Below are 11,861 nucleotides of genomic sequence, written 5' to 3' on the forward strand. Positions count from 1 at the left end.
TGAGTATCTCGGCGGATGTGGCGCGGGCCACGTCCGCCGATCCTTTCCCCATGAGTGACACACCGGTCAAGCAGCAGAGCACGGCCGCCTTCTACGGCCAGGCCGTCGCGTCCTTCGCCGTCGCCCTCGGGGCCACGGCCGTCGGCATCCTCAACCTCGAGACGGACGTGTGGGTGCGCGCCTTCCTCGGCATCGCCGTCCTCTACCTCGTCACGTCCGCCTTCACCCTCGCCAAGGTGATCAGGGACCGCCAGGAGGCGGGCCAGATCGTGAGCCGCGTCGACCAGGCGAGGCTCGAGAAGATCCTCGCCGAGCACGACCCCTTCCAGAAGCTCTGACCGATCACGAAGCTCTGAGGGATCACGAAGCTCTGAGAGATCATGCTAAGCGCTCGCTCACCCTCGGGGGTATGGTGATACCCCTGTCGGACAGTGAGGGGTGAGTGATGAGTACGGCGGAGGAGACGGCCGGCGGCGAGGCGCAGGCGTGGGGCGAGGTCACGCCCGACGCGGCCAGGCGACTGCTGATCGCCGCCGTGGAGGCCTTCGCCGAGCGGGGCTACCACGCGACGACGACCCGTGACATCGCGGGCCGCGCCGGCATGAGCCCGGCCGCGCTCTACATCCACTACAAGACCAAGGAAGAGCTGCTCCACCGGATCAGCCGGATCGGCCACGAGAAGGCCCTGGAGATCCTGCGGACCGCGTCACGCGGCGAGGGCGGCGCCACCGAGCGGCTCGCCGACGCGGTGAGTTCCTTCGTCCGCTGGCACGCCGGCGGGCGCACCACGGCCCGGGTCGTGCAGTACGAACTGGACTCGCTCGGCCCCGACGCCCGCGCCGAGATCCTCGCGCTGCGCCGCAAGGTTGACGGCGAGATCCGCGGGATCATCGAGGACGGCGTCGCCACGGGCGAGTTCGACGTCATCGACGTGCACGGCACGACGCTGGCCGTCCTCTCGCTGTGCATCGACGTCGCCCGCTGGTTCAACGTGGACGGCCCGCGCACGCCCGACGAGGTCGGCGCCCTCTACGCCGACCTCGTGCTCCGCATGGTCGGGGCCGGGACGGCCCGCGGCGAGTGAGGCGGACGACGCTCAGAGGTAGTAGCGCGCCACCGACTCGGCCACGCACACCGGCTTGTCGCCGCCCTCGCGCTCCACGGTGAACGCGAGGGTCAGCTGCACGCCGCCCGGCACGTCCTCGACGTTCGCGATCCGCGCGGTGGCCCGCAGCCGTGAGCCGACCGGGACGGGGGCGGGGAAACGGACCTTGTTCGTGCCGTAGTTGACGCCCATCTTCACGCCCTCGACGCCGATCAGCTGCGGCCCGAACAGCGGCAGCAGCGACAGGGTCAGATAGCCGTGCGCGATCGTCGTGCCGAACGGGCCCGCCTTGGCCTTCTCCGGGTCCACGTGGATCCACTGGTGGTCGCCGGTGGCCTCCGCGAACAGGTCGACGCGCTTCTGGTCGACCTCCAGCCAGTCGGTGTACCCCAGCTGCTCGCCCACCGCCGCCCTCAGTTCGTCGGCGGAGGTGAAGATCCTCGGCTCTGCCATGTCGCTGGCCTCCCGCGTCACAAGTCCGGTCGCTGCATCCAAGCTCGCTACATCTAAGCGACTGCTTAGCATGGTCCTCTCGGCGCTCCCTGTCAACGGAAACGGGGCGGGCCGGTGGTGGGTAGGGTTCGGGGAGTGCCCCAGATTCCCGAGAAGATCCACGAGCTCACGGTCGGCCAGCTCGCCGCGCGCAGCGGCGCCGCCGTCTCCGCCCTGCACTTCTACGAGTCCAAGGGCCTGATCAGCAGCCGCCGCACCACGGGCAACCAACGCCGCTACAGCCGCGACACACTGCGCCGCGTCGCGTTCATCAGGGCCGCGCAGCGCGTCGGCATCCCGCTGGCCACGATCCGCGACGCACTCGCCGAACTCCCCGAGGAGCGCACGCCGACCCGCGAGGACTGGGCCCGGCTGTCGGAGGCGTGGCGCTCCGAACTGGACGAGCGGATCAACCAGCTGAACCGGCTCCGCGACCACCTCACCGACTGCATCGGCTGCGGCTGTCTCTCCCTGGACGGCTGCGTCCTGTCCAACCCGGACGACGTCTTCGGCGACCGCCTGACGGGCTCCCGCCTGCTGGTCGAGCAGGGCAGGGCCCGCCGCCGCGGCACACCGCGTCAGGGGCCGTCCGGCGGATGAGGGGGTGCGGCATCCCCGTCGCACCCCCGTCGCGCTCGGGCGCGGTCAGGCGGACACCAGCATCCGCCCGTGCCTGGCGTCCGCCAGGGCTCCCGGGGTCAGGACCGGACGCGGGACCAGGATCCCGCAGTCCGTGCAGACCGGGCCCGCCGACGGCTCGTGGTCCAGGCCGTACTTCCACACGAGCCGCGCGCCGCCGCACACCGGGCAGCCCGTGCCCGGTTCGCGCTCCAGGGCGGCGATCAGCCGGCGCAGTACCTCGGCCAGCGGCTCACGGGGGTGCAGCCGCGGGTCGTCGCACCAGGCCACGCCGAAACCGCCCCAGGTCAGCCGGTGCCAGTCGTCCACGCTGCCCGGCCGGCGCAGCCCGTCGTGCTTCTCTTTCTTGCGGCGCTCGGCGAACTCGACCTCGTAGGCCAGCCACACCGCGCGCGCTTCCTCCAGTTCCTCCAGTGCGGCCACGAGCCGCACCGGGTCGGGGGAGCGGTCCTCGGGGGCGAACCCGGCCCGGGAACTCAGATGGTCCCAGGTCGCCCTGTGCCCGTAAGGGGCGAACCGCTCAAGGCACTTGCGCAGCGAGTAGCGCCGTAGCGCCAGGTCGCACCGTGGATCACGGACCTGTCTCGCGAGACTTCGGAAACCGGCCATCGTCCTGCACCTCCGTCACACCTGCACCTTGTTTTCCGGTCACTTCGGCGTCGTCGTAAGGACGTCGTCGAGTAGACGTATCGACAAGCGATTCGGCTCCATCCGTTTTCCGGCGCTCCCCCGGAGCCGGGCGGGGCGACACGCGAGCCAACTGCCGTGGCCTGTGTGCCAACTGTGCTTCCTCCAAAAACTGACGCATGTTCATCTTCAATCCCGGGGATACCGGCGGTAACGTCGGCCAACCCCGTCGGGAGGAGTTGCCATGCCACGGCGCACCCCGCGCACCGCCCTCGACAGACTGAGAACTCCCCGGAGAATCCACGGGTTCCTGAAGACCGCTTCCGTATGCGCTTTGATTGCCGGTCTTTTGTCACCGCTTTCCCCGGCGGTCGCGGCACCGGCGGCCGAGCGGGCGCCCGCGACCCCCGCCGCGGCGGCCGACGACCATTGCGGCGGCCGGTGTTCGGACATCCTGCCGCCCGGCCAGAACGGCAACGCCACCCTCGCCCAGATCCTGCTCAACCAGGCCTTCGGCACCCAGCCCGCGCACGCCGAGGACCAGCTCGCGCCCTACGCCCGCCTCGCGAGCGGCTATCCGTCCCTCACCAACGAGAAGATCAACACCTTCTTCAACGACGCCTCGTTCGGCGTCCCCGAGGATCAGGTCGCCTCCACCCTCCGCCCGGCCGGACGCGGTGACGTCACGATCGTCCGCGACAAGAAGACCGGTGTGCCGCACATCACAGGAACGACCCGGTACGGCACGGAGTTCGGCGCAGGCTACGCGGCCGCCCAGGACCGCCTGTGGCTCATGGACCTCTTCCGGCACGTCGGACGCGGCCAGTTGACGCCCTTCGCGGGCGGCGCCGCGGCCAACCAGGGCCTGGAGCAGGAGTTCTGGCGCAGCGCCCCGTACACCGAGGCCGAACTCCAGGCGCAGATAGACAGCGCCGTCGCCAGGAGCGGAGAGCGCGGCGCGCAGGCGCTGGCCGACGTCAACGCCTACCTCGACGGCATCAACGCCTACATCGACGCCTCCGACAAGGGCCGCTACTTCCCCGGCGAGTACGTCCTCACCGGCCACAAGGACTCGATCACCAACGCCGGCACCATCGAGCACTTCAGGGCCACCGACCTCGTCGCGCTGGCCTCGGTGATCGGCTCGCTGTTCGGCTCCGGAGGCGGCGGCGAGGTGAACAACGCCCTGTCCCTGCTGGCCGCGCAGGAGAAGTACGGCGTCGTCGAGGGCACGAAGGTCTGGGAGTCGTTCCGCGAGCGCAACGACCCCGAGGCCGTCCTCACCGTCCACGACGGCAGCTTCCCGTACGGGCAGAAGCCGGCGAACCCGCAGGGCGCAGCCCTCCCCGACGCCGGTTCCGTGGTCCGGGAGCCGCTGGTGTACGACCGCACCGGCAGCGCCGCCACGACGACCGCCACCGGCACGACCACCGACGCGCTCAAGAACGCGGCATCATCGGCCCGGCGCGGCATGTCCAACGCCCTCGTCGTCAGCGGCGAACACACCGCGAGCGGCCACCCGGTCGCCGTGTTCGGCCCGCAGACCGGCTACTTCGCGCCGCAGCTGCTCATGCTCCAGGAGATCCAGGGCCCCGGCCTCAGCGCCCGCGGCGCCTCCTTCGCCGGCCTGAGCATGTACGTCGAACTCGGCCGCGGCCAGGACTACGCGTGGAGCGCCACCACCTCCGGCCAGGACATCATCGACACCTACGCCGTCGAACTGTGCCGGGACGACCACCACTACCTGTACCGCGGCACCTGCACACCCATGGAGAAGGTCGAGCGGAAGAACGCCTGGAAGCCGACCGTCGCCGACGGCACCGCCGCCGGCTCCTACACAATGCGGGTCTGGCGCACCGCGTACGGACCGGTCACCCACCGGGCCACGGTCGACGGCAAGAAGGTCGCCTACACCACCCTGCGCTCGTCCTTCCTGCACGAGGCCGACTCGATCATCGGCTTCCAGATGCTCAACGACCCCGCCTACGTGACCGGCCCGGCGTCCTTCCAGAAGGCGGTCCAGCACATCAACTTCACCTTCAACTGGTTCTACGTCGACTCCGAGCACAGCGCGTACTACAACAGCGGCGACAACCCGGTCCGGGCGAACGGCGTCGACGCCGAGTTCCCGGTGTGGGCGCGGCCGGCGCACGAGTGGCGGGACTGGGACCCCGCGACCAACACGGCCGCGTACACACCACCCGCCGAACACCCCAGCTCCGTCGACCAGGACTACTACATCTCCTGGAACAACAAGCAGGCGAAGGACTACACGGCCGCGCCCTGGGGCGAGGGCTCGGTGCACCGCGGCGACCTGCTGGACGACCGGGTGCGGGCGCTGGTCGCCGACGGCGGGGTGACCCGGGCCTCGCTGGTCCGCGCGATGGCCGACGCGGGCCTCGCCGACCTGCGCGCCGAACAGGTGCTGCCGAAGCTGCTCAAGGTGATCGACAGGGCGCCGGTCACCGACACCACCGCCGCCGCGGCCGTCGGCAGGCTCCAGGCCTGGCTGGCCGACGGCGCCCGGCGCACCGAGACGACGGCCGGTTCGAAGACGTACGCCCACGCCGACGCGATCCGTGTCCTCGACGCGTGGTGGCCGCTGCTGGTGAGGGCCCAGTTCGAACCGGGCCTCGGCAGCGAGCTGTACGGCGCCTTCACCGCCAACCTGCCCGTCGACGAGTCCCCGTCGGCGGGGCACGGCCCGACCGGCGCGCACGCCGGGAGCGCCTTCCAGTACGGCTGGTGGAGCTATGTCGACAAGGACATCAGGGCGGTGCTCGGCGAGGAGGTGCGCGGACCCCTGGCCCGCGAGTACTGCGGCGGCGGCGACGCCGACGCCTGCCGCGACATCCTCCTGAGCACCCTCAAGGAGGCGGCCGGACGGACCGCCGCGCAGGTCTACCCCGGCGACGACGTGTGCTCGGCGGGCGACCAGTGGTGCGCCGACGCCATCAACCACCGCAGCCTCGGCGGCATCAAGCACGGCAAGATCGGCTGGCAGAACCGGCCGACCTACCAGCAGGTCGTGGAGTTCACCTCGCACCGCTGACCGGGCGGACGGGCCGGGGAACCTGCCCCGGCCCGTTCCGGGTCACGGTGGGACATCACCTGGAGAGGGTCACCTGTAGAGCAGGTACTGGGCGCGCATCGTCCGGAACGCCGCCAGCTCCTCCTGCCAGCCCGCCACCACCTCGTCCGGGTCCGCGCCCGCGTCGATCGCCGTGCGCACCTGCGTCGAGCCGGTCAGCTTGTCGATCCAGTTGTCCGAGCGCCAGGCGAAGCCGCTCCACGTCCGCTTCGCCGTCACCAGCAGCGCGATCCCGGTGAGGACCGGGTCGAAGGCGTCCCGGTCGTGCACGTGGAGCTGCACACCGCCGACGGTCTTGCCCTGGAACTTGGAGAACGTCGGCGCGAAGTACGCCTCCCTGAACCGCACGCCCGGCAGGCCGAGTTCGTTCGCCGCGGCGGCCCAGCGCCCGTCGATCCCCTCGGCGCCCAGCAGTTCGAACGGCCGGGTCGTGCCGCGCCCCTCGGACAGGTTCGTGCCCTCGAACAGGCACGTCCCCGCGTACACCAGCGCCGTCTCCGGCGTCGGCATGTTCGGGCTCGGCGGCACCCACGGCAGCCCGGAGGCGTCGTAGAACTCCGACCGCTTCCAGCCCGACATGGGCACCGTCTCCAGCGGCACCGGCGCCGTCAGGAACTCCGCGTTGAACAGCCGGGCCAGCTCCGCGACCGTCATGCCGTGCGCCTGCGAGATCGGCTGGCGCCCGACGAACGTCGCGAACTCCTTGTGCAGCACCGGGCCTTCGGCGGAGCGCCCGGTCACCGGGTTCGGCCGGTCCAGCACCACGAACCGCTTGCCCGCGAGCCGCGCCGCCTCCATGCAGTCGAACAGGGTCCAGATGTACGTGTAGAAGCGCGCGCCCGCGTCCTGGATGTCGAAGACGACCGTGTCCACGCCGGACGCCGTGAAGATGTCGGCGAGCGCCCGGCCGCTCTTGAGGTACGTGTCGTAGACCGGCAGGCCGGTCGCCGGGTCGTCGTAGCGGCCCTCGGAGCCGCCCGCCTGCGCCGTGCCGCGGAAGCCGTGCTCGGGCCCGAAGACCGCGATCAGGTCCACGCGGTCGTCGGCGTGCATGACGTCCACGATGTGCCGGACGTCGCGGGTGATGCCCGTCGGGTTGGTGACGACGCCGACGCGCTGCCCGTCGAGCACGGCGTACCCGTCGGCGACGAGGGTCTCGAAGCCGGTGCGCAGCCGGCGGCCGCCCTCGGGTGCCGCGTGCGCGGCGGACGCGAGGGCCCCGGGCGAGGCCGCCACCGCGGCCGTGGTGGCGAGCAGGCTCCGTCTCGACAACTTCATGCGGTGACCTCCGTGATCGCGGCCGTGTCGTGGCCACGCACGCTAGCGCGCGGTGCGCCCCGGCGGAACGGTGCGGAGCAGATTGGTCTTTACCACGGGTCCATACCACTCCGAGCTGCCCTTCTTGTCCGTGTCCCGTCCGTGAGTACCCCTTGCGGCGCACCCCTTCCCCCGTCACATACCGACTGGTTAGTCTGGCGTCGCGGCGGTGCGCGCCGCGCCGTGCCGGATCGTGTCAGCGCCGGTTCGTGTCAGGCCGTGTCGAAGGAGACCGATGGTGGAAGCCGTGCAGGATGCGGGAGTCGTCGTCACCGGTGCGGGAGGCGGCATCGGCGCCGCGCTGGCCCGCCGGTTCGCCGCCGAGGGAGCCCGCGTCGTCGTCAACGACCTGGACGCGGGCAAGGCCGAGGCCGTCGCCGACGAGATCGGCGGCATCGCCGTCCCGGGCGACGCCTCCGCCGTGATCGCCGACGCCCGCGACGCCCTGGGCGGCACCGTCGACGTGTACTGCGCCAACGCCGGAGTCGGCTCGGGCGGCTCCGAGTCCGCCGACGAGAGCGTCTGGGACCTCGCCTGGGACGTCAACGTCATGGCCCACGTCCGCGCGGCCCGCGCCCTGCTCCCGGACTGGCTGGAGCGCGGCAGCGGCCGGTTCGTCTCCACCGTCTCCGCCGCCGGACTCCTCACCATGATCGGCGCCGCCCCCTACAGCGTCACCAAGCACGGCGCGTACGCCTTCGCCGAGTGGCTGTCGCTGACGTACCGGCACCGCGGCCTGAAGGTGCACGCCATCTGCCCGCAGGGCGTGCGCACCGACATGCTCGCCGCCACCGGAAGCGCCGGCGACATCGTCCTGAAGCCCACCGCGATCGAGCCGGACGACGTCGCGGACGCCCTGTTCAAGGGCATCGAGGAGGACCGCTTCCTGATCCTGCCGCATCCCGAGGTCGCCGAGTACTACCGGGCGCGCGCCGCCGAACCCGACCGCTGGATCGGCGGCATGAACCGCCTCCAGCGGCAGTGGGAGGCCACCCGATGACCCTCGCACCCGACGCGCGCTACGCGGCCAAGCCCTGGCTGGCCCTGCTCACGGAGGCCCAGCGCGCCCCGCTCGACCCGCCCGACTCCCTCGTGCAGGCCCTGCGCGCCGCCGTCGCCGAGGCCCCCGACCGCGCCTGCCTCGCCTACTTCGACGGCCGGCTCGGCTACCGGGAGGTCGACGAACTCAGCGACTCCGTCGCCGGACACCTCGCCGCGCGCGGACTGGAGCGCGGCGACCGGGTCGCCGTGATGCTGCAGAACTCGCCGCACTTCGTGCTCGCCGTGCTCGGCGCGTGGAAGGCCGGCGCGGTCGTCGTGCCCGTCAACCCGATGTACAAGTCCGGCGAGGTCGCGCACGTCCTGAACGACGCCGAGGCCGCCGCCCTCGTCTGCTCCGACCGTGCCTGGGAGTCGTACCTGCGCGAGACGGCCGCCGACTCCCCGGTGCGGTTCGCGCTCACCGCCTGCGAGCTGGACTTCCAGACCCGGGGCGACGACCGGGTGCTGAACTTCGCCCGGCTCCCGCAGGCCCCCGACGCCGACGACCTCACCGCCGTCGCCCGCGCCGGACACCCCGCCCCCGCCGACCGCGACCCCGGCCCGGGCGACACCGCCCTGATCAGCTACACCTCGGGCACCAGCGGCACCCCCAAGGGCGCCACCAACACCCACCGCAACATCATGTACAACGCCGAGCGGCAGGCGACCGGCCTCGAACTGCCCGAGGCGCCCGTGTACTTCGCGCTCGCACCCCTGTTCCACATCACCGGCATGGTCTGCCAGTTCGCCGCCTGCGTGACCGGCACCGGCACGCTCGTCCTCGCGTACCGCTTCGAGCCCGGCGTCGTCCTCGACGCGTTCGCCGCGCACCGGCCGCACTACACGGTCGGCCCCTCCACCGCGTTCATGGCGCTCGCCGCCCACCCGTCCGCGACGAAGGAGCACTTCGCGTCCTTCTCCACCATCTCCTCCGGCGGCGCCCCCGTGCCGCCCGCCCTGGTCGAGAAGTTCCGCGCCGGCTTCGGGCCGTACATCCGCAACGGCTACGGACTCACCGAGTGCACCGCGCCCTGCGCCTCCGTGCCGCCCCACCTGGAGGCCCCCGTCGACCCGGCCTCCGGCACCCTCGCCGTCGGCCTGCCCGGACCCGACACGCTCGTCCGCGTCCTGGACGAGCGGGGCGAGGAGGTGCCCTTCGGCGAGCAGGGCGAGATCGTCGTGCGGGGACCCCAGGTCGTGCCCGGCTACTGGCGCCGTCCCGACGCCACCGCCGAGACCTTCCCGGACGGGGAACTGCGCACCGGCGACATCGGCTTCATGGACGAACAGGGCTGGCTCTACGTCGTCGACCGCAAGAAGGACATGATCAACGCGTCCGGCTTCAAGGTCTGGCCGCGCGAGGTCGAGGACGTCCTCTACACCCATCCGGCGGTGCGCGAGGCGGCCGTCGTCGGGGTGCCCGACGGGTACCGCGGTGAGACCGTCAAGGCGTACATCAGCCTCCGTCCGGGTGCCGACGCCGACCCAGGTGAACTCGCGGCGTACTGCAAGGAGAGACTGGCCGCCTACAAGTATCCGCGCCAGGTGGAGATCCTGACCGACTTGCCCAAGACGGCGAGTGGGAAAATCCTCCGTCGGGAACTGCGTTCCCACGCGCACGGCAACCAATAGCGACACGGAAGGCAGGTGGCGGCAGTGCCCAGGACGACGGACGGGGACGGCACTCCTGTGCCGCAGCGGCTCCTGGCCGCCGCCACCCGGCTCTTCGCCGAGCAGGGATACGACCGCACCTCGGTGCAGGAGATCGTGGAGGCGGCAGGCGTCACCAAGGGGGCGCTCTACCACTACTTCGGCTCCAAGGACGACCTCCTGCACGAGGTGTACGCGCGCGTGCTGCGCGTCCAGCAGGAGCGGCTCGACGCCGTCGCGGACTCCGACGCACCGGTGGAGAAGCGCGTCAGGGACGCCGCCGCCGACGTCGTCGTCACGACGATCGAGAACCTCGACGACGCGTCCATCTTCTTCCGCTCGATGCACCAGCTGAGCCCGGAGAAGAACAAGCAGGTGCGCGCCGAGCGCCGGCGCTACCACGAGCGCTTCCGCGCGCTGATCGAGGAGGGCCAGGAGGCCGGCGTCTTCTCCACGGCGACCCCGGCCGACCTCGTCGTCGACTACCACTTCGGCTCGATCCACCACCTGTCGACCTGGTACCGGCCCGACGGGCCGCTCGGCCCGCGCGAGGTGGCCGACCACCTCGCCGACCTGCTGCTGCGCGCCCTGCGCCCCTGATCCGCCCGGTCCGCACGCGCACGCGTGAGGGGCGGCCACCGCACCGGTGGCCGCCCCTCACACGTGTGTCAGCCGCGCGTCACGCGTACTTCTTCAGCTCCCGGCGGGCCAGCGAACGCTGGTGCACCTCGTCCGGGCCGTCCGCGATCATCAGCGTCCGGGCACCCGCGTACAGCTCCGCGAGCGGGAAGTCCTGGCTGACACCGCCCGCGCCGTGCAGCTGGATCGCCCGGTCGATGATGTCGACGACCGCGCGCGGGGTGGCGATCTTGATGGCCTGGATCTCGGTGTGCGCGCCCCGGTTGCCGACCGTGTCCATCAGCCAGGCCGTCTTCAGCACCAGCAGCCTGAGCTGCTCGACCGTCACGCGCGCGTCCGCGATCCAGTTGTGCACCACGCCCTGGTTCGCCAGCGGCTTGCCGAAGGCCTCGCGGGACACCGCGCGGCGGCACATCAGCTCGATCGCCCGCTCGGCCATGCCGATCAGCCGCATGCAGTGGTGGATGCGGCCGGGGCCCAGACGGGCCTGCGCGATGGCGAAGCCGCCGCCCTCCTCGCCGATCAGGTTGGTGACCGGCACGCGCGCGTGGTCGAAGATCACCTCGGCGTGGCCGCCGTGCCAGTGGTCCTCGTAGCCGAAGACCTGCATGGCGCGCTTCACCGTGACGCCCGGGGTGTCGCGCGGGACCAGCACCATGGACTGCTGGCGGCGGATGTCCGGCCCGTCCGGGTCGGTCTTGCCCATCACGATGAAGATCTTGCAGTTCGGGTTCATCGCGCCGGAGATGTACCACTTGCGGCCCGTGATGACGTACTCGTCGCCGTCCCGCTCGATGTGCGTGGTGATGTTCGTGGCGTCCGAGGAGGCCACCTCCGGCTCGGTCATCGCGAACGCCGAACGGATCTCGCCCGCGAGCAGCGGCTCCAGCCACTGCTTCTTCTGCGCCTCGTCGGCGAACTGCGCGAGCACCTCCATGTTGCCCGTGTCGGGCGCGGCGCAGTTCGTCGCCGTGGGCGCCAGCTGCGGGGAGCGGCCGGTGATCTCGGCGAGCGGCGCGTACTGGAGGTTGGTGAGCCCGGCGCCGTACTCGGCGTCCGGCAGGAAGAGGTTCCACAGGCCCTGCCGCTTCGCCTCCGCCTTCAGGTCCTCGACGATCCGCGGCTCGTCCCACGGCGAGGCGAGCCCGGCGCGCTGCTCGTGCGCGACCCGCTCGGCGGGCAGGACGTGCTCGTCCATGAAGGCGAGCAGCTTGGCGCGCAGTTCCTCCGTGCGCGCGTCGAACGCGAAGTCCATGACTG

At 71.5% G+C, this 11,861-nt stretch carries 11 protein-coding genes; 7 read left to right on the forward strand and 4 right to left on the reverse strand.

What is annotated here, in order from left to right; all coding sequences use genetic code 11:
* Nucleotides 1–50: 50 nt before the first annotated feature.
* Together ACZ7D7_RS32150 and ACZ7D7_RS32155 are read left to right on the forward strand one after the other, a co-directional pair.
* Nucleotides 51–338 (forward strand): YiaA/YiaB family inner membrane protein, encoded by a 288-nt coding sequence (locus ACZ7D7_RS32150; protein WP_470828920.1) that lies wholly within the window; start codon nucleotides 51–53, stop codon nucleotides 336–338.
* Nucleotides 339–445: 107 nt separating this feature from the next.
* Nucleotides 446–1,084, forward strand: coding sequence for a TetR/AcrR family transcriptional regulator (locus ACZ7D7_RS32155; protein WP_470828921.1), 639 nt, complete (start codon nucleotides 446–448; stop codon nucleotides 1,082–1,084).
* A 12-nt stretch (nucleotides 1,085–1,096) separates the two neighbouring features.
* Here ACZ7D7_RS32155 and ACZ7D7_RS32160 read toward each other — a convergent pair whose 3' ends face one another.
* Nucleotides 1,097–1,558 (reverse strand): MaoC family dehydratase, encoded by a 462-nt coding sequence (locus ACZ7D7_RS32160; protein ID WP_470828923.1) that lies wholly within the window; start codon nucleotides 1,556–1,558, stop codon nucleotides 1,097–1,099.
* 135 nt (nucleotides 1,559–1,693) lie between these two features.
* On the opposite strand from ACZ7D7_RS32160, the gene soxR reads away from it, so the two are divergent.
* Nucleotides 1,694–2,197, forward strand: a complete 504-nt coding sequence (soxR, locus tag ACZ7D7_RS32165) for a redox-sensitive transcriptional activator SoxR (RefSeq protein WP_470828924.1) — start codon at nucleotides 1,694–1,696, stop codon at nucleotides 2,195–2,197.
* A gap of 45 nt (nucleotides 2,198–2,242) precedes the next feature.
* On the opposite strand, the gene ACZ7D7_RS32170 is transcribed toward soxR, so the two are convergent.
* Entirely contained in the window at nucleotides 2,243–2,845 is a 603-nt protein-coding gene (locus ACZ7D7_RS32170) for a hypothetical protein (protein ID WP_470828926.1), read from the reverse strand.
* A gap of 262 nt (nucleotides 2,846–3,107) precedes the next feature.
* Here ACZ7D7_RS32170 and ACZ7D7_RS32175 point away from each other — a divergent pair, with 262 nt between their 5' ends.
* A complete protein-coding gene (locus ACZ7D7_RS32175; RefSeq protein ID WP_470828927.1) occupies nucleotides 3,108–5,915 on the forward strand; it encodes a penicillin acylase family protein in 2,808 nt (935 codons plus the stop codon).
* Nucleotides 5,916–5,984: 69 nt separating this feature from the next.
* Here ACZ7D7_RS32175 and ACZ7D7_RS32180 read toward each other — a convergent pair whose 3' ends face one another.
* On the reverse strand, nucleotides 5,985–7,232 hold the full coding sequence (locus ACZ7D7_RS32180; protein WP_470828928.1) for an exo-beta-N-acetylmuramidase NamZ family protein: 1,248 nt from the start codon (nucleotides 7,230–7,232) through the stop codon (nucleotides 5,985–5,987).
* Nucleotides 7,233–7,506: 274 nt separating this feature from the next.
* Between ACZ7D7_RS32180 and ACZ7D7_RS32185 the strand changes: the two genes are divergently transcribed.
* The 3 genes from ACZ7D7_RS32185 to ACZ7D7_RS32195 are packed head-to-tail and all read left to right on the forward strand — an operon-like array spanning nucleotide 7,507 to nucleotide 10,562.
* Nucleotides 7,507–8,271 carry an SDR family oxidoreductase gene (locus tag ACZ7D7_RS32185; protein WP_470828930.1) on the forward strand — a complete coding sequence of 255 codons (765 nt, stop codon included), beginning with the start codon at nucleotides 7,507–7,509 and terminating at the stop codon, nucleotides 8,269–8,271.
* Nucleotides 8,268–9,944, forward strand: coding sequence for a class I adenylate-forming enzyme family protein (locus tag ACZ7D7_RS32190; protein ID WP_470828931.1), 1,677 nt, complete (start codon nucleotides 8,268–8,270; stop codon nucleotides 9,942–9,944). Before ACZ7D7_RS32185 ends, ACZ7D7_RS32190 begins: the two co-directional genes overlap by 4 nt.
* Before the next feature lie 24 nt (nucleotides 9,945–9,968).
* Nucleotides 9,969–10,562 carry a TetR/AcrR family transcriptional regulator gene (locus tag ACZ7D7_RS32195; protein WP_470828933.1) on the forward strand — a complete coding sequence of 198 codons (594 nt, stop codon included), beginning with the start codon at nucleotides 9,969–9,971 and terminating at the stop codon, nucleotides 10,560–10,562.
* A 79-nt stretch (nucleotides 10,563–10,641) separates the two neighbouring features.
* Here ACZ7D7_RS32195 and ACZ7D7_RS32200 read toward each other — a convergent pair whose 3' ends face one another.
* Nucleotides 10,642–11,856 carry an acyl-CoA dehydrogenase family protein gene (locus ACZ7D7_RS32200; protein WP_470828935.1) on the reverse strand — a complete coding sequence of 405 codons (1,215 nt, stop codon included), beginning with the start codon at nucleotides 11,854–11,856 and terminating at the stop codon, nucleotides 10,642–10,644.
* Nucleotides 11,857–11,861: the final 5 nt, after the last annotated feature.

It is taken from the genome of Streptomyces sp. NPDC037054, assembly GCF_055606745.1.